The 18137-nt window shown below is 61.5% G+C and carries 11 protein-coding genes and 1 pseudogene; 7 read left to right on the forward strand and 5 right to left on the reverse strand.

Features of this window, described 5'->3' with window-relative positions; all coding sequences use genetic code 11:
- Window positions 1–59: 59 nt before the first annotated feature.
- The 6 genes from FJ970_RS32120 (at window position 60) to scpB (ending at window position 8749) form a co-directional block, all read left to right on the forward strand.
- Window positions 60–1484: an aspartate ammonia-lyase gene (locus FJ970_RS32120; protein ID WP_140762444.1), complete on the forward strand. Its 1425-nt coding sequence runs from the start codon at window positions 60–62 to the stop codon at window positions 1482–1484.
- A 58-nt stretch (window positions 1485–1542) separates the two neighbouring features.
- Window positions 1543–2670 carry an S-(hydroxymethyl)glutathione dehydrogenase/class III alcohol dehydrogenase gene (locus FJ970_RS32125; RefSeq protein ID WP_140762441.1) on the forward strand — a complete coding sequence of 376 codons (1128 nt, stop codon included), beginning with the start codon at window positions 1543–1545 and terminating at the stop codon, window positions 2668–2670.
- A 66-nt stretch (window positions 2671–2736) separates the two neighbouring features.
- Window positions 2737–3306, forward strand: coding sequence for an S-(hydroxymethyl)glutathione synthase (gfa, locus tag FJ970_RS32130; RefSeq protein WP_140762438.1), 570 nt, complete (start codon window positions 2737–2739; stop codon window positions 3304–3306).
- Between the two features lie 738 nt (window positions 3307–4044).
- Window positions 4045–7020 carry a Tn3 family transposase gene (locus FJ970_RS32135; protein ID WP_140762435.1) on the forward strand — a complete coding sequence of 992 codons (2976 nt, stop codon included), beginning with the start codon at window positions 4045–4047 and terminating at the stop codon, window positions 7018–7020.
- Window positions 7021–7094: 74 nt separating this feature from the next.
- Window positions 7095–8048, forward strand: a complete 954-nt coding sequence (locus FJ970_RS32140) for a DUF1403 family protein (RefSeq protein WP_140762522.1) — start codon at window positions 7095–7097, stop codon at window positions 8046–8048.
- A 2-nt stretch (window positions 8049–8050) separates the two neighbouring features.
- Window positions 8051–8749 carry an SMC-Scp complex subunit ScpB gene (gene scpB / locus FJ970_RS32145; RefSeq protein WP_140762433.1) on the forward strand — a complete coding sequence of 233 codons (699 nt, stop codon included), beginning with the start codon at window positions 8051–8053 and terminating at the stop codon, window positions 8747–8749.
- A 10-nt stretch (window positions 8750–8759) separates the two neighbouring features.
- Here the strand turns inward: scpB and FJ970_RS32150 are convergent, their stop codons facing one another.
- Both FJ970_RS32150 and FJ970_RS32155 read right to left on the reverse strand, forming a co-directional pair.
- Entirely contained in the window at window positions 8760–12044 is a 3285-nt protein-coding gene (locus FJ970_RS32150; RefSeq protein ID WP_140762430.1) for a UvrD-helicase domain-containing protein, read from the reverse strand.
- Entirely contained in the window at window positions 12041–14743 is a 2703-nt protein-coding gene (locus FJ970_RS32155; RefSeq protein WP_140762427.1) for a PD-(D/E)XK nuclease family protein, read from the reverse strand. Before FJ970_RS32155 ends, FJ970_RS32150 begins: the two co-directional genes overlap by 4 nt.
- A gap of 95 nt (window positions 14744–14838) precedes the next feature.
- Between FJ970_RS32155 and FJ970_RS34030 the strand changes: the two genes are divergently transcribed.
- Window positions 14839–15219, forward strand: coding sequence for a DUF2813 domain-containing protein (locus FJ970_RS34030; protein ID WP_415752065.1), 381 nt, complete (start codon window positions 14839–14841; stop codon window positions 15217–15219).
- A gap of 228 nt (window positions 15220–15447) precedes the next feature.
- On the opposite strand, the gene FJ970_RS32165 is transcribed toward FJ970_RS34030, so the two are convergent.
- The 3 genes and pseudogenes from FJ970_RS32165 to FJ970_RS32175 form a co-directional block, all read right to left on the reverse strand.
- Window positions 15448–16278: a hypothetical protein gene (locus FJ970_RS32165; protein WP_140762424.1), complete on the reverse strand. Its 831-nt coding sequence runs from the start codon at window positions 16276–16278 to the stop codon at window positions 15448–15450.
- 14 nt (window positions 16279–16292) lie between these two features.
- A pseudogene (locus FJ970_RS32170) lies at window positions 16293–17209 on the reverse strand (nucleotidyl transferase AbiEii/AbiGii toxin family protein).
- Complete coding sequence (locus tag FJ970_RS32175) at window positions 17199–18017, reverse strand: type IV toxin-antitoxin system AbiEi family antitoxin (RefSeq protein ID WP_181178736.1); 819 nt, start codon at window positions 18015–18017, stop codon at window positions 17199–17201. The pseudogene FJ970_RS32170 and the gene FJ970_RS32175 overlap by 11 nt, the downstream one beginning before the upstream one ends.
- Between the last annotated feature and the right edge of the window lie 120 nt (window positions 18018–18137).

The raw sequence follows: 18137 nt of genomic DNA on the forward strand, positions 1-18137 counted from the left end.
CGCGAAAGCGCTGCGAACTGCGATATTCCCACGTTCATTCACGAAGAGTGAGGTGCATCTTGTCGAACGCTCCCGAAATTGAGCGCATTGAGAAAGACCCGCTTGGACCTGTAAGCATCCCTGTTGATGCCTACTATGGCCCGCAGACTGCGCGGGGCATCGCCAACTTCCCCATTTCGGGAATTAGAATCAGCCACTTTCCGAATTTCATCAAAGCGCTCGCCTTGGTGAAAATGGCAGCGGCGCGCGCCAACGCCGCGCTCGGCGATCTCGACAGAGAAAAGGCCGATGTCATCTGCCAAGTCTGCCAGGAAATCGCCGCGGGCAGGCACCCTGGCGAATTCCCGCTCGATGTGTTTCAGGGCGGCGCTGGCACCTCTACCAATATGAACATCAACGAAGTCATCGCTAACCGCGGCCTGGAAATCATGGGGCTGCCACGGGGAAAGTACGAGAAGCTTCATCCCAATAACGACGTGAACCTCGCTCAGTCGACAAACGACGTTTACCCAACTGCCATTCGCCTTGCGATCCTCCTTTCCCGCGGGGCATTGCAGCGAGCTTTGGAACAGCTCGCTGGCGAACTGGAGGCCAAGGCCGAGCAGTTTGGCGATGTTATCAAGCTTGGCCGGACCCAGTTGCAGGACGCGGTTCCGATGACCTTGGGGCAAGAGTTTCAGGCGTTCGCAACCACGCTGCGCGAGGATGTGGCGCGCCTTGGTGAAATCAGCACGTTCTTTCACGCAGTGAACCTCGGGGGAACGGCGATTGGCACGGGCATCAATACGAATCCCGATTATCAATCCGCAGCGGTCGCCGAACTGCGATCGATTTCAGGCGTGCCAGTCGTCTCGGCCGGCAACCTGATCGAAGCCTGCTGGGATACCGGCGCCTTCGTGCTCTTCTCTGGAATGTTGAAGCGAACGGCGACGAAACTCTCGAAGATCTGCAACGATCTGCGGCTGCTATCCAGCGGCCCGCGGGGCGGTCTCAACGAAATCAATCTGCCAGCACTTCAGCCCGGCTCCTCGATCATGCCCGGAAAAGTCAATCCCGTTGTCCCGGAGGTGGTCAATCAGGTCGCCTTCCAGATCATCGGCTACGATCTCACCATAACGCTTGCCTCTGAAGCTGGGCAGCTGCAGTTGAACGTGATGGAGCCGGTCATCGCCTACAACATCCTGCACTCGCTGGAGCTTCTGACCAATGCCGTCGACGTGCTGCGCACGAAATGCGTCGTGGGCATTACCGCCAATGCTGAGACGTGCCGCAGACATCTCGAAGCCAGCACTGCGGTTGCAACCGCCCTCACGCCAGCGATCGGCTATGAGCGTGCAGCCGAGCTTGCGAAGGAGGTCTTGGTTTCCGGTAAAACCATCCGCGAGGTCCTTGCCGAGCAGCCGGACCTATCGGAGGATCTAATCGCGCAGACGGCCGATCCGCACCTTTTGACCCGGCCAACGCGATCACGGCTGGCATCGTAAACAGCAGGCGGAAAATTGTTGCGAGGCGGCAGATTCGCCCAAGCAAGAGGAACAAGTGATGGACGTTCGCGCAGCAGTGGCTACGGAGGCCGGCAAGCCTCTCGAGATCATGACCGTTCAACTTGAGGGACCGCGCGACGGCGAGGTGCTGATCGAGATCAAGGCGACCGGCATCTGCCACACCGATGAATTCACGCTGTCGGGCGCCGATCCCGAAGGCATCTTCCCGGCCATTCTCGGCCATGAGGGCGCCGGCGTCGTCGTCGACGTCGGCAAGGGCGTCACCTCGGTCAAGAAGGGCGACCACGTCATTCCGCTCTATACGCCCGAATGCCGGCAGTGCCCGTCCTGCCTGTCCAGAAAGACCAATTTGTGCACCGCCATCCGCGCCACGCAAGGCCAGGGCCTGATGCCGGACGGCTCGTCGCGCTTTTCGATCGGCAAGGACAAGATCTTCCATTACATGGGCTGCTCGACCTTCTCCAATTTCACCGTGCTGCCCGAGATCGCGGTGGCCAAGGTCAATCCCGACGCCCCCTTCGACAAGATCTGCTACATCGGCTGCGGCGTCACCACCGGCATCGGCGCCGTCATCAACACCGCCAAGGTCGAGCAAGGTGCTACATCAGTGGTCTTCGGCCTCGGCGGCATTGGCCTCAACGTCATCCAGGGCCTGAAGCTTGCCGGCGCCGACATGATCATCGGCGTCGATTTGAACAACGACAAGAAGGAATGGGGCGAGCGCTTCGGAATGACACATTTCGTCAATCCGAAGGAGATCGAGGGCGACATCGTCCCCCACCTCGTCAACATGACCAAGCGCGGTGCCGACCAGATCGGCGGCGCCGACTACACGTTCGACTGCACCGGCAATACCAAGGTGATGCGCCAGGCGCTGGAGGCTTCGCATCGCGGTTGGGGCAAGTCGGTCGTCATCGGCGTCGCCGGCGCCGGCCAGGAGATTTCGACACGGCCTTTCCAGTTGGTCACCGGCCGCAGTTGGATGGGCACTGCCTTCGGCGGCGCACGCGGTCGCACAGACGTGCCGAAGATCGTCGACTGGTACATGGACGGCAAGATCCAGATCGACCCGATGATCACCCACACGCTGAAGCTCGAGGACATCAACAGGGGATTCGACCTCATGCATGAGGGCAAGTCGATCCGGAGTGTCGTGCTTTACTGAAGACGGCCACACGCCGCCAGCCAACCGGCCAGCGACCTCTGTGGTGAAACATGGGAGGAAGTAAGAATGGCGGAGAAACTGCATCCGAAAATCGACAATGGCCTGCCCAGGGAAAGCGCAAGCTTTGCCGGCGGCACGTTGGTCTGCGCCTGTACAAGCAACCCGGTCAAGGTGAGGGTCAAGGGCCAGATCGCCCACAACCACGCCTGCGGCTGCACCAAATGCTGGAAGCCCGAAGGTGCTGTATTCTCGGTGGTGGCGGTTGCCGGCACCGGCGATGTCACCGTCACCGAGAACGGCGACAAGCTGAAGGTGGTCGACCCGTCAGCGCTGATCCAGCGTCATGCCTGCACCCAATGCGGCGTCCACATGCACGGACCGGTCGAGCGCGACCATCCGTTCAAGGGCCTGTCCTTCATCCATCCCGAGCGTTTCGAGGAGGATGGCTGGTCGCCTCCGGGCTTCACCGCCTTCGTCTCCTCGATCATCGAATCCGGTGTCGACCCGAGCCGCATGGACGGCATTCGCGGCAGGCTGAAGACAATTGGCCTGGAGCCCTATGACTGCCTCAACCCCGGCCTGATGGATTATATCGCCACCTGGACGGCCAAGAAGTCCGGCGCCTTGCCGGCCTGAACAATTAGGAGATCTGGGATCCGGATAACCGGCTGAACAGTTGGTTCGGGAAAATAGGGCCGCTAGGAGCTCCGGGCGGCCCTGATCCCGGCGGGCGGACAGATTCAGTTCAGCGAGAAGTGCCTTGCTGTGTTCATCCTCTATGCCCCGTGTTGCATAAAGGGGAGACCGGAGTTACGTGCCGAGCAACCGTCACAACGCGTCTCTAAAGACCTCACTTCGACGGGAGAAAGCCCGCTCCCGGAAGAACGAGGGCATCAGTTGCCATGGTGTGACAGGTCGGGTTCCGGGCACAGTCGTGAGACGGACTTTACTCTCCGATCGCCAGGCTTACTGTCTGACACCTGCTCGCGGCAGAGATCTACTTGAAAGCCATCGATTTGGTCAAGGTAAGCGGTCTCGTCTCCACCACATAAGATCGAGCCGCGATGCTCAACGAGCAAAGCAAATGCAGAAACACTGTTTGTGCCTGCGCTACGATGAACCGTGCCCGGCCTGATGCGCTCTGAAAGCATTGATCAAATGCGGCTCTGGCGAACAGCAAGCCTCGCTTTTGAAATGCCATGAACGAGCCTGCTAGGGGTCGGAACAAGAACTGTTCCCGCAGACACGCTAAGACCGAACGAAGCACGAACGCGCGTGATAGATCTGTAGATGAAGCTGCCGACCGGTTGAAAGCATTCGGCTGATGGCGACCAATTTCCCCTTGAAGTCGGTGTGTGCCAAGGGAGAACGCGAGTGGGTAGAAGAAAGCTTATCAGCTCAAAGGAAGCGGCGATACTCCTGGGTATAGCGACGAACGAGGATGGCCTAATCCGTCACTTTACACTGGACCCGGTAGATCGTTTGCAATGCGAGCTCCGCCGCCGACCGCAGAACAAGCTGGGCTTCGCGGTGCAACTCTGCACAATCCGCCAAACGGGACGGCTCTTGTGGGATGACGAGCAGCCACCCGCGGCTGTGATCAACTATCTTGCGGATCAGCTCGGTATCGACGCGCGCCTCTACGCTTTCTATGCACATCGAGTACAGACGCGTTTCGATCACAGCCGGTCTTTGATGGCTTACCTCGGTCTGAGGACTGCCTCCAGAGACGATCGCCGCGCGGCCCTTGTGGCTGCAATCGATGCGGCGGCCGATGGCGATCACGGGTTGCCGATCGCGACAGCAGTCATTGCCGAGTTCCGGAAACGAAACGCGCTCCTTCCCTCGCTGCATTCGATCGAGAAGATTGGCCTCGGCGGTCGCGCGATAGCTCGCCGACGAGCTGAGAAAGAACTCGTCGAAGGTATCCCGCCCGATCGGCTTACATCATTGGACAGGCTGTTGGAGGTTGATCCGGTGATCGGCCAGACGCGATTTCATTGGCTGCGATCCGCGCCAGAAGCTCCAGGTGCGTCAAACCTGGTCGGGCTGACCGAACGTATTGCCTTCCTGCGCACGCTGGAAATCGATTCGAAACTGCAGATGCGCATATCGTCCGGACGGTGGGACCAGATGATCAGTGAGGGTAACGCCACGCCGGCATGGCTGGCCAACGACTTCAATGCGAGTCGCCGGCAGGCTTTGATCGTCGCGCAGGTCATCAAGCTCGGCCAGAAGCTCACCGACGATGCAGTGTCGATGTTCATCAGGTTGATGGGTCGGCTGTTCTCGCAAGCCAACAACCGCAAGAAGCAGCGGCACATGGATTGCAGGCCGGATACCGCCAAAGCGCTGCGCATGTTCCTTGACACGATCACAGCCCTGCAGTCCGCGAACGACTATGGCCGGAACGCACTGGAGGTTCTCGATCAGGAAGTTGGATGGCACCGGCTGCTGCGGATCAAGCCTGAGCTCCAGTCAATGGTTGAGGATAATGAGGCGTCGCCCTTGGCCTTGGCGGGTGAGCAATACGCGACCGTAAGCAAATATGCGGGCTCGTTTCTGCAGGCGTTCACGTTCCAATCGGCGCGGCGACACGATCCGCTTCTTGCGGCAATTTCTCTGCTGAAACGGCTCTATGCCGAGAAGCGGCGGACACTTCCGGATCGCGTCCCGGTGACCCACCTCAGACAAGCTGATCGACGGCTCATCCTTGGGCAGGAGAAGCCGGATCGGCGTCTCTATGAAATCGCAACGCTCGCGGCTTTACGAGATCGACTTCGGTCGGCGGACATATGGGTCGACGGCAGTCGATCCTTCCGACCAATCGATGAGCATCTGATGCCGCGGTCAACGTTCACCACAATGAAGGAGCAGGATCGGCTCGGACTTGGCGTTCAGGGTGACGGTGCGGCCTGGCTCGCGGAAGCGCGACAGATGCTCGACTTCAACCTGAAGCGGCTGGCGCATAGAGCACGATCCGGAAAGCTCGAAGGTGTTCGTCTGGAAGCAGCCACGTTGATCGTCACGCCAATCGCTGGTGAGGTGCCCGTGGAAGCTGAGGATCTTAACGCCGAGATCAGTGAACTCTATCCGTTGATCGAGGTGCCGGACCTCCTGAGGGAAGTGCATGAATGGACCGGCTTTGCGGATTGCTTCACGCATGTTCGCACGGGTGACACTCCGAGGAACGTCTCGGCCATGCTGGCTGGCGTACTGGCCGATGCGACCAACCTCGGTCCGAAACGGATGGCCAGCGCGTCCAAGGGCATCAGCGCTCACCAGATCAGCTGGATGCGCACCTTCCACGCCCGGTCAGAGACCTACCGCGCAGCCCAGGCCTGCGTGACGGACGCACACACCCGCCATCCGCATTCTCGACTTTGGGGCAACGGAACAACCGCATCGTCCGATGGTCAATTCTTTCGCGCGACCGACCGAGCCGCAAAGCGCGGCGACATCAATCTGCATTACGGCAGCGAACCCGGATCCAAATTCTACAGCCACCTTTCCGATCAGTATGGCTACTTCAGCATTCTGCCCATCAGTCCGACTGAAAGCGAGGCTGCCTATGTGCTCGATGGGCTATTCGATCAGGACACGGCCCTCGAAATAGAGGAGCACTTCACCGACACCGGCGGTGCCAGCGATCACGTCTTTGGGCTGTTCGCTCTGATCGGCAAGCGGTTCGCACCGCGATTGCGCAACCTCAAGGACCGGAAGTTCCATACATTCGAGAAAGGCGATGCATATCCGGCGCTGTCCAACCACATCGGGGCGCCGATCAACACCACTCTGATTCTCGACCATTGGGACGATCTACTTCATCTGGCGGCGTCGATCACGACGCGAACCGTCGTGCCGTCTACGATCCTGAAGAAGCTCTCGGCGTCGCCGAAGGAAAGCCAACTTGCCAGAGCTTTACGTGAACTCGGTAGGATCGAGCGATCTCTGTTCATGATCGAGTGGTACTCGAGTCCAGCATTGCGGCGGCGTTGCCAGGCTGGCCTCAACAAGGGTGAGGCGGCGCATAAGCTGAAGCGCGCTGTCTTCTTCCACGAGCGTGGTGAAATCCGTGACCGATCGTTCGAAAGCCAGGCGTTCCGCGCCTCCGGCCTCAATCTCGTCGTCAGCGCGATCGTACACTGGAACACGGTCTATATCGAGCGGGCCGTCACCCACTTACGCAAAATGCATCGTGAGATTCCGGATCACCTGCTCAAGCACGTATCTCCGCTGAGCTGGGAACACATCAATCTGACCGGCATCTACACCTGGGATGCAGAACATCAGATGCCTGAAGGCTTCCGGTCGCTCAGGCTTCCGGCTCGGTTACGTCAGGCCGCATGACGTTCATGCTTCGTTCGACCTTAGCGTGTCGCTGGGAACAGTTCTTGTTCCGACCCCATTTTACTCTCCAACTCATGATTCGCCTCGATCCCGCGACCGCCAGCTCAGTCGCCACGCCGCCCAGCGTCCCGGCCTGGGCGCTCGCCGCCGGCGCGCTCAGCGATGCCGACGCCGCCTTCCGGGCCGGCGCCGCCCTGGGTGCGCTCGACAGCCTCGCCCGAGCGCAACCTGCCTGGGCCGGCGCCTGGCGCCAGCGGCTGGCGCTAAAATGCGCCGGCGCCAGCATGCGGCTCGCCGGCCGTGCCGAGGACGAAGCCGCGCTGCGTGACACCTGGCACTTGCGCCCGGCCGGCGCCGATCCCGGCCCCGCCGGCGCCATTTTGGGCGCCTGGCGGCAGTTGGCCGCGCAGCCGCCCGTCGTCAGCGCCGAACGGCTGGCGAAGGTGGTCGAGCTGCTCGGACTCGCCTGGGGCGATGAGGCTCTCGTCGATCTGTGCGCGGCGATCGACGACCAGGCCCGCGGCGGCCGGCCGGCGCCGTTCGCCGCCGCGGCAATCGCCACTCACATCGTCGCCATGCGGCCCGACGCCGAGCTGTTGGCCTGGTGGCTGGCCGACCTGGTGCTGGCGCAAAGTTTTCGGTGGCCGCGGCCGCTGCCGCTGTTGATGGCCCAAGCTTTTGGCGCGGCGTTTCGCGCCGAAGACGGCGGCAGGAGAAGAAAACCGGGCGAAAAGAATTTTGAGCGGGCGGTCTGCGTTGCGCTGGTTCAAGCGGCGGCGGAGGCCTGCCGGCTGGCCAGCGAACTGTCGCGCCGCGCCGAAAAACTCCTGGCGGTGGCGCCGAAACTGCGCGCGAAAGGCGCCGGCGACGTGATTATTTTGCTCCTGAATGAAGATGCCGTTTCCGGCTCGCTTGTGACAAAGAACCTGTCGCGCTTTGCGGCGCGCCGCCTGTTTGAACGGTTGCAACAGCTCGATGCCGTGCGCGAGCTTTCCGGCCGCACCACTTTTCGGCTGTTTGGGTTGTAGCCATGAGCGAAGCGTCCGCCCGTCGCAAGCCGAACGAACAGCCTGTGCTGCTCGATACGGAACTGGACCACCTCCCGCCGGAGCTGCGCTGGCGCGAATGGATGGGCCGCGTCGAAGCGGTGATCTTTGCCGCCAGCGAACCGGTGACACGGAGTGTCCTCGCGCGGGTGGTGGGAAGAAACTGCAACATCGAGCTGATCATCGACGACATCCGCACCGAGCTCGCCGGCCGCCCCTACGAGCTGGTCGCGGTCGCCGGCGCCTGGCAGCACCGGACCAAAAAGGTTTTTGGCGACGTCATCCACGCCGCCTTCGGGACAGCCGTGGGGCAGGGGACAAAAGAACTGTCGCAGGCGGAGGCGCTCGTGCTGATGTGCATCGCCTATTTCCAGCCGATCACCCGTGGGGAGCTGTCGAGCTTCTTCGGCAAGGAGGTGTCCCGCGATCTGATCGGCGTGCTGCGCGCGCAGGCGCTGATCGCCTCGGGGCCGCGCAGCCCGCAGCCGGGTGCGCCCTATACCTATGTGACGACCAAGAATTTTCTCTCGCAGTTCGGGCTCGACACGCTGCGCCAGCTACCGGATTTCGAGGCGCTTGAGGACGCCGGGCTGCTGTCGAAGGAAAAGCTGCTCGCTGGTGATATCATCCCAGCGTTTGCAGATATCGGCGATGATGGCGGCAGCGCCGCTCTCGATAAATAGATCATCCCCATCACTGACGGACGATCCACGCGATCTCGCCGCTTGTCAGATAGACGATTCCGCCGCGCATGGCGCCGGTCGCAGACAGGTAGTCACGCAGCTGCTGCACATGTGCTTCGCGCACAGCAGGTGTGGGATCGACGTCGGATTTCCAATCGATGGCAGCGTCGACACGGTCTTCGATGATCGCCAAAGCGTCGGCCCGCCCGGCAATAAGGTTCACCTCGTCGCGCCCCCAGATTGCCATCTCGGGCACAAGGTGAGGCCGCAGTTCGGCAATCTGCGGCAAAGCGAGCCCGCGGAGCGCTGCTGCTCCCATCTCATTAGGATCGGGCTGAGGTTCATCGTCATTTACGCCGGTCACCAATTGATCGAGCAGTTCGCGAGCGCGGTTAACGCTTGCGCCGAGTTCTCCCGCAAGCTCGCCGGTAAGAAGCTCTTCCATCAGCTTGTGAAGGATGACGCCGCGGCGGGCTCCGGCACCGACCACCTCGAAATGCTCAATGTGGCTCTCCAAAGTTACGACGCCCTCGAGAGGGTCGCCGAGTCGATCGGCATCGTGTTCGCTGGGCCGGCGCCATACGATTGGTGGCGCGCTTTCCTCGACGCAACGTTGCTCGGCGACAAAAATATCGGAGGACTGCTCGTTGGGCACAGACGCCGCTGCCGGCATTTCGCGCTGCGCCAATGAAGTAAAGTTCAGCTCAGGAATGTTTAGCTGGCGCAGATCTATTGAGCTGAACCAGGAATCCTTGGACGCCTGAGGGATGTGGGGGAGGATCAGGAGATCCCGTGCCCGTGTGCACGCCACGTACCAGATACGCTCACGTTGATTGGCATCCTCCAGGCTTTCCGCGGCGCGCGCTGCAGCCAGCTCCAGCGGCGCGACGCCCCCCAGCATCCAGTGCAAGGTGTTGTCGGATTGCCGATGCACGAACTGATCCGGCCGGTAGAGTTCGGTCGTCGAATTGACCGGAATGACGATTGGCCACTCCAACCCCTTAGCGCTATGAATGGTGACGATCTCGACGGCATCCTCGGCAGCATCGATGCGTCCTTCCTGCGCCCGAGCCTTGCGCTCCCAATCTTCCTGCAGATCGCGAATGAAAGCGCGCAGACCAGCGATCGAGTAGCCGCGCGCTCTCTCAATCAATGCGTCGAGGTTGACAAGCGCGCGGGCATTCCTGTTGCGATGTCGCGCTGCCATGATCACGCGAACATTCAGGCGTTCGATGGCCTCCGCCAAAATCAGGCTTGGGGTCACGATCGAGGCGCGCCGACGAAGCCGCTGCAATTCGACGAGAATATCTCTGGCGACACCATGCTGCACGAGCTCGGGATCCGTCCGCACAGTGAAAAAGCGTTGGCCGTCGTCTTGCTCGACAAGGGCTGAGGTGATGTCCAGCAGTTCCTGTTCGCTCAGGCCCACCAGCGGCCCTCGCATCAGCGCGCCAAAGGCCAGCGTGTCGGAGGAATCCGCCAGGACCCGTAGCAACGCCAGAATGTCCTGCGTTTCCTGCCGCCGCATCAGAGTCTGGCCGGCTTGCGAGGATACCGCGAGGCCGCGCTGCTCAAGCGCACGCTCGTAACGCCACAGCTCCGTGTGTCCCGGAGAGAGCAGCGCGATGTCGCCGGCCCGCAGCGGAGTGGATGTCTTGTCCGCACGTTTTATCGACACATTGCCGATCAAGGTGGCGCAAATGTCGGCAACGCGCTCGGCTTCGGTCTCGCGAAACATTTCCGCGTAGATGCGACCCTCGGTAGCCACCTCGACGGTGAAGCGGGCGACGCAGGGAAGCGGGTGCGACGCTTCGAAGAGGGTGGGGGCGAGCGCGACATATCGGGGCTGCGAGGGCTTGGCAAAGACCGGCTCGAAGCAGGCGTTGACATGCTCGATGATCGGTTTCAGCGATCGGAAATTAGCGGTGATCTCAAGCACCGCACCATGATCCTGGCCGTCGATCAGCTGGCGGCAGAGTTCGTAGGCTTCGATGTCGGCGCCGCGAAAGCGATAGATCGCCTGTTTCGGATCGCCGACGAGGAAGAGCGCTCCGGACCGTAGCTCCGACTTCTCCCATTGTCCTGGCCGCGCTTGGGCCGCGGCGATCGAGAACAGGATCTCGTTCTGGATGCCGTCGGTGTCCTGGAACTCATCGACCAGGATATAGCGATAGCGCTGGCCGATGGCCTGGCGCACCTCGTCATGGGCGCGGACCAGCGAGCGGACGTGAATCAACAGATCGTCGAAATCCAGGATGGCGGCAGCGCGCTTGCGCGCCTGATAGCTTTCCAGCAACTGGTCGAGGGAGGTCGACAGCAAGCACACCAACGTGCTGGCGATATGACCGACGAGCTCGCTCCAGGCGGTGACGACGATTTCATAAAGCTCCCGGCCATCCTTTGAACCGACATCATTGCGGTGAGCGCCGAAGCCCCGCGCAGCCTCATCGTAGGTTTTCAGCTGCAGGCCTTTGCGCTCGAAGAGACGGCCGGTTCCCGGATCGCAGAGGCGCCACAGGGCTCGGAAACTCTCTTTGCTTGCGAGGCAGTCATGATATCGCTGCGCAAGCTCGCGCAATTCGTGCGCGATGTCGGAAAGCCATTTGTCGGGTTCGGCGCTCACCTGCCACCGGTCGAAATCGTCGACCGCCTGGACGAAATCAATGTCGGGCCGCGCGCCGGCGGACGGAAGGATCGGTTGGGCGTCGGGATGCTTGCGCCGAAGGTTCGCGAGTTCACGGATGAGATCCACCACCTGAAGCGGAATCTCTTCCGCCAATACGACAATCGGGTCGCCTTCCGCGGCATCGGCCGCGAGCCGATGCGAAAACCACGCCGACAGCTCCGCCATGAATAGATTGTCGGCGACGGTGGCATCGACCACACGGGCGCCGGGGTCGAGTCCGGCCTGGACGCCATGGCTGCGGATGACCGACTGGCAAAATCCGTGAATTGTCGTCGCCGTGAGCTCGTCGAGCCGGGGAAAGGCGACGATAAGCGCCTTGCGCTGCTGCTCCGAAAGGCCCTGCGGAAGAACCGCCTCAAGGAACGCGGGAACATCGCCTGCCAGCAGCTTATCGACCGTTTCCCTGATCCGGCGCGCGAGCTGGCTCGCGGCGAGCTCGGTAAAGGTGATGGCGGCGATCTCGCCAGGGTGGCGCCCGGCCGCCAGCATCATCGCCACACGACCGGCCATCAGGGAGGTCTTGCCCGTTCCCGCGGCCGCTTCGACCAACAGGATCGAGGAAAAATCGGTCATGGCCCGGCAACGGGCCTCCTGATCGGCGAGCGTCATGTCGAGGCACTCCAGAGCTTGTTGAGCGGCTGGTTGGCTGCCCGGAACTCTGAAGCCTTGCGGCGCAGATAAGTCTCGCGATCGGAAGGAAGCGCGAGGCGCATATCGTCGTAATCGGCGTCCTGCTCCCAACGCGGCGCGATCCGGCCGCTGCGCAGGATTGTCATGGCCGCCGACAGATAACCCGCCGCCTCACCAACCACCGCATCGAGCTCGTCGCCCTTGAGCTCGAAGATTGCCGGATCGTCGGCGAGATAGACTAGGCGCGCCACCACGGTCCTGACCTCAGGCAGCAGCGCACGGGCGGCGATCGCATAAAGCACGCGCTGCAGCTCTCGCCCCTGGCCCAACGCAATGCGGTGATGTCTCGGAGGCGGCTTCGCGCTCTTGTAGTCGGTTATCCGAGCGCCGTCGCCGGTGGCGCGAATATCAAGCCGATCCATGCGGCCGCCGAACACCAGACCAGTCTGCTCGATCGGGACCGTGCTCGTCGTGTCCCACGGCGCGCCTTCCCTGGCGCCGCCGCCTTGCCCGAACGGCACCTCCGTCCAACTGCGCGTATCGGATCTGACCTGATCATCGGCGGCGAGGCCTCTGGCAGTGCGACGCGCGGCCTCGCTCACCGTATGCCGCCACAGGATGGGTGGCGGAACGGAACGCTGTAGTGGCCATGCGTGCAGGATCGCCGTCGACGCATCAGCGATCGCGGCTTCGATCTCATCGGCGCTGGCGCGCGCAAATCCCGGCGTCGGCTCGAGCGCTATGATCGCGCCGCTGATCAGCTCATGAACCAGTTCGCCAAATGAGGCCGCACCGAGCTGCAGCGGGTCGGATTGGAACCGGACAGAGCGCCAGCCCAGAGCGTAGCGCCAGACGAACCCGAGCGGATCTCGCAACAGCCTCTGGAGCGATGTCGTCGACTGTACCCGTGTCAAGGCTCTCTCAATCGCCGGATGGTTTGCTCCTGAGAGGCCGTCATGCGGCGTCAACTCCGAAGGCCGTTGCCAGTTCCGCCAGCAAAGCTGCCTCTGGCGAACATGGGCGAGTTGGCCGGCATCGCGGGGTCTTGCCAACAGCCTATCCGCTTCGCTGAAAGCGTGCTCCGGGATTCGATCCCGCTTGTGCACGATCTCGCCGGAAGGCCAGAGGGAGCTGGGTGACAGAACGCCGCCCTTGGGGTTGCGCAGCGAGCGCGACAGAACGAGTTGCTCCCCGGTATGCGCCTGAATAATTTCGAAATGGCGCCGATCGCGCTCGGCGGCACCCAAAGGATGAAGCTTGCGGCGGTCGAGCAAATGATGCGGAAGCAGCGGATCGTCGTTTTCCGAGCGCGGCCAGGACCGGCTGGTGAGGCCAAGCAGGCGGGTGAACGGCCGCGGACAGGCGGCCAATTGCGACGCCTGGCACCAGACGACGCTGTTGGCTGGGTCAAGCTGGTCGGAGACACGCAGAGCTTGCAACGACAGGCCGATGGCTTGCGCCGGCGCGCTTCGCAACGCCTCCTCCCACATCGCCAGGCTTGCGCCGCTCAGCAACCGCGTGCCGGCCTCTCCCGCCACCTCTGCTCCGCGCGCGAGAAGCTCTAGAATGGGAAGCAAGATCCGCTCGGCCAGCTCGGCGTCAGCGCGCCGCAGCCGGGCCGCGGCCAGCACCGCTCGCCACTGGTCGAGGCTGCGCAAGCCTGCGCCTCGCGGAATTGCGGCGAACCAGTCCGGCGGAAGCAACCCAGCGAATGGGCGCGCCGGCAGGCGTCGGAGCAAGCGCCAGATGCGTTCTTGATTGAGACCGTTTCCAAGGATATCGGCCAGCGCTGCACAGGCTTGGCCCTCCGTCGTGCTTAAAGCGGGCACGCCGTGGGAGAAATGCAACGGCAACCCGGCGCTTCTCGCATAAGCCAGAAAATCATCGTCCCAGTCCTGTGTTGAAGTCGCCGCGATCGCGATGTCCTGCGCTTGTACCTTTCCGGTCGCCAGCAACTGCCGGATCCAGCGCAGCGCTTCGATAACCTCCGACTTCGGGTCCGCGCTCGCCTCGGCGGATGCACGGACCGGAGTAGTCGCCGCCTTTCTTTGGATCGGTCCTCTAAACCATGCGTGCTCGACAGGCGCCGGCAGTTCCCAGGTGAGGTCGGTGACGCGAGCGAGCTCATTGAGAAGAGGCCGCCAAAGCGGATCGACGTCCACCACTCCCGAAAGCGTGACCGGACCCAGCAGGCTACGCGCACGATCGATCCGCCTGTTGGCTGCATCACGAAGATCGCGCGGCAGCATATGCGCGGGTGGGATGTGATCGCGAACGTAGGTCTCGAGGCGATGAAGGTCATCAAACCTCGGCGCCTCGCCCGCCATTGAGGACAGATCGAGATCCGCCCGCCAGGCGCTATCCAAAGCATGGAGAACGGCACGTGGCATCCCTGGCAGCCTGGCGACCGTTCCGATGTCGCCAAAGCTCACGGACGCGAGCGCCGCCTGGATGGCCGGATAGAGAACGTCCGTGCCGGCCGGCGTGGCGAAGCCGCCGACCAAACGCGCCGCAAGCAGAGGCAGGGTGAATATCTCGCGGCCTATTGCTCCCTCTCGCGCCGCGGCGGCGCGGGCGCTGCGCAGCGCCAGCATGCCGTCGACGACGTGAGCAGAGCGAATAGGCATCGGGTTTTCGTGTTGTTGTTCCAACAGGGCACTGTGATCGCCCAAGATCACCGGCTATTGAAGCTTAAGCAAAGAAAAACTTCGGGCGTTGGGGACGGAAATGCAGCATCAGGAATTTTAGGAACTTCCAGTCGATCGACGTCGCGCTGGCCGGCAATGTCGTGCTGCTCGGAGAGAACCGGGTCGGCAAGAGCAATCTGCTCTTCGCCATCCAGCTCATCCTCGATCTGACCCTGCCCGATTCGGCACGGCAACTGAAGCTCACCGATTTCTGGGATGGCGGGCCGGCCGACCATACCGCGCCCATCGAGGTGCATCTGGAAATCTCCGATTTCGCCACGGACATGGCGCTGACCGCTTCGTATAGGAAACTTGGAAACGATCGATATCGCTGCCATACAATTGAACACTCTAAATTGTCACGAGACGGCGAGATCTCTCTCGGATTTTGCTGCATAGGAGAGGCACCCCCAGACTTCCAAGCTGGCTATGCGGGTTCGATTCCCGTCACCCGCTCCACATTTTGAATCAATGGGTTAGAACCACATTTATCCCTTTTCGAGACCGATTTTCGAGGGTTTTCGGACGAAAATCGAACCCTCGGAAACCCGCAGAAATCCGCCATTGTCTGAATCGGTCTTTTTCGGTCTGTGGCTCGTTTGTGGCTCGTTTTCAGCGCGTTCGATGGCGGTGGCTTGTGGTGCTTGGGCCGGGCTGCTAGCGCCCCCGTACCTGCTGCCGACAAGACTTCGCGGTTATTCTTGGACGCCCCGACTCATCCGATAATGCTCAGTCATGAGAAATGTCACATAGCTGCGGATCAGGTTACAATAGAGGCGCCCTTCATCGACATTAATCGTGATGCCGCTCTTAAGATCAACGCCATGCCTGACCCCGCCGCCTGTTGGTGACGAAAGGTAGCCGTGTAGCGTCGTGAGCCACGCAAGAACCTGCTCGATTGTTTGTCCCTTCTTCTTGTTCCGGAGTTCCTGCGCGATCTTGTTGAAGTATTTTTCTTCGATCGTGGCACTGCCGGTGCTAAGGCCTTTGAAAGCTGTCACAACCGACTCCATCAGCCACAGAATCTCCTGGACAGCCTGCCGCGGATGCCCTTCGGCGAGCAGCTTCTCGGATTGATTGAGCGATTTCTGCACAATGTCCTGCGCCTGTTCATCAAGCGACTGATAGCGCTCGGGTACAGCGATTGGTTGGTGAAGGCCGACGGCGATCAGGTCCGGCGGCCTGATTTCGTAACCGACGCCGTGCTCACTTAGAATGCGATTCATGCGGCCAACATCAGGGACCGCGATGTCTTCGCTGCGCAACGCCTCACACCCCTCGTAAAAGGCTTCGATGAATAGCGGCGCATTCTCTGCTGTCCGCCACATGAAATCGTCCAGGTCGGATTCTGCCCAGCTTTCGGAAGAGCTACTGCCGGACGCCCCGAAATATCCTTTGAAATGTTCGAGCAGTCGCCAGCGGCTGCCTTGAGCCACGACCTTGCCGATGAGGGTGTCAAACTCACGCACCGCTTCCGGCGGCATGGGGCCGGGTGTGTCGAAGCGCCAGGAAGCCTCCATTTTCATTGTTCGGTTCTCCTTCAGGTAAAAAGCTTTTCAAGCTCTTCCCTGTGAGCCTTATGCTTCTCAGAATTCTCAGCGCTCAGTTTTTTCAGGTTTAGCAGCTTCCAGCGCACGGCGGGAAGCTCTGCGGCCTGCGGCAGACCGATGGCTTCGAAATCCGGCGCGCCATCGTGAAGGGTCGTCAAGAATCGGTGTGTGTTGGCATTGAGGCGCGCGCGGATGTCGGCGAGCAGCCGGCCTCTGGTTTCCGCGAGCTCTTCGAGAGTGATCGGAATTGTTGTCATGCCGACGAACTCACGAGCAAACGGTTCATCCAGTTTGCTCAGGCTCGGTGAAAGCAACTCGTGCGCCGGTCGTGGAGAGCTGGCTATATAGACCAGAAACGTGCGGAACAGCGCATCGGTGAATCCCTCATTCTCATAAAGCAGCTTCACGTCAAACAGATCGCGTGGGTGCTGACGATCGACCGCTGCATGAAGCTTGCCGCCGAACAGGTCTTCAAACGATACGACCTGGATGGATGCGAAACCGAACTCTTCTTCGACAGCGGGTGACACCGCGCGGCGCTCAGGATCATGCACAACCCCGCGCGTGACAGGTGAGGTCTCGATCTTGATTTCGGCGCCCTCCAGCCGCGCCTTGATGCGGGTGGCGCCGCCGCCGCCGCCCTCTATGCGGCGGGCATCGAGTCGCGGGATGCCGCGACGAGCGGCGGCGACAATCCGATCGAGGGTTTGTCAATGTCCGCCAGACTTTCCGCGCGATCCCGCACCGGCAGGTAGGTCAGGTCGATATCGACCGAGAGGCGCGGCATGTCGCGGTAGAAAAGGTTGATAGCGGCTCCGCCCTTCAGCGCGAACACTTCCTCTTGCGCAATGAAGGGGAGCAAGCGCACCAGCAGAGCAACCTGTCCAGCATAGGCGTCACGGGCCATCGGCAGCTCCTTTTGGCGTTTCGGCGAACTCTGGCGGAACCATGATGCGATAGCGAGGATGTATCCTTCCCCCTTTCACAAGGGCGCGGTCGCCTGTTCCCAGATTGAAATCGTCAGTATTGAGACGCTCGCGCCAGGCATGTTTGTGACGGTCGGCGAACACGAAGAACAGGCGCTTCACCTTGATGCTGCTGCAACTCTGCAGCAAGGTGGCAAGGCGGCGGGGACTCAGCGTGGTGAGTCCCTCAAACACCAAATCGAGATTGTGGAAGCTTTCGTTCGCAGGCAGTTCTTCGAGCGCTTCCAGGATTGCGCGTTCGGGCGAGGACAGGCGGAGCGCCCAGCCCCAGGGCAGCGTTGCAGTGCTGCCGGATTTGTTGTCGGCAAGACCGAGGGTCGGTTCGCCGAACAGCGAGAGACTGCGTGTTGTGAGCGGCGCGTCCAGTTGAAGGCGCGGTAGCCAGCTGGGGATGTCGTTGCCGTAGAGCCAGACAGGGGCGGGGCTGCCGAGTGGAAGATAATGGCGGTAGCCCTGCAGGCCGAGGGCCGTAGTGCCGCCAGCGTGCACCTTGTGGTTCATGATGTGCTGGAGAGAGAGCAGACAGGTCTGCCAGTCGAGGGGGACCGATTGCGGTGCCGGACGGCGAAAAACACCGCGTGCGAGGCGCTGCAGCCAGCCGCTTTCTATATATTTGCGCGTCAGGAAACGGCTGACGCCATGGGCGTCCAGCCAATGGGCATCCACGATAAAGCCGGCCGGGACGGCTTCGAGGACTCTCTTTAGCCTTTCTTCGCGTGGTGCGCTCATGGTACACATAATAGCACATTTTTAAAGGGACAGGCTAGTGCTCTTTGAGCGATGTTCCTTATGGGTACTTAAAGGGCACGAAAAGGCTGCTACCTAAAGAGATTCGGGCCGGCCCGTCAG

This window comes from Mesorhizobium sp. B2-1-8 (assembly GCF_006442545.2).
GTDB lineage: Bacteria > Pseudomonadota > Alphaproteobacteria > Rhizobiales > Rhizobiaceae > Mesorhizobium.

Coding starts and splice junctions, on each gene's coding strand:
- FJ970_RS32150 (WP_140762430.1), bottom strand. CDS start 12,044: ATGACGCTCGCCGATCAGGAGGCCCGTTGCCGGGCCATGACCGATTTT.
- FJ970_RS32165 (WP_140762424.1), bottom strand. CDS start 16,278: ATGAAAATGGAGGCTTCCTGGCGCTTCGACACACCCGGCCCCATGCCG.
- scpB (WP_140762433.1), top strand. CDS start 8,051: ATGAGCGAAGCGTCCGCCCGTCGCAAGCCGAACGAACAGCCTGTGCTG.
- gfa (WP_140762438.1), top strand. CDS start 2,737: ATGGCGGAGAAACTGCATCCGAAAATCGACAATGGCCTGCCCAGGGAA.
- FJ970_RS32125 (WP_140762441.1), top strand. CDS start 1,543: ATGGACGTTCGCGCAGCAGTGGCTACGGAGGCCGGCAAGCCTCTCGAG.
- FJ970_RS32175 (WP_181178736.1), bottom strand. CDS start 18,017: ATGAGCGCACCACGCGAAGAAAGGCTAAAGAGAGTCCTCGAAGCCGTC.
- FJ970_RS32140 (WP_140762522.1), top strand. CDS start 7,095: ATGATTCGCCTCGATCCCGCGACCGCCAGCTCAGTCGCCACGCCGCCC.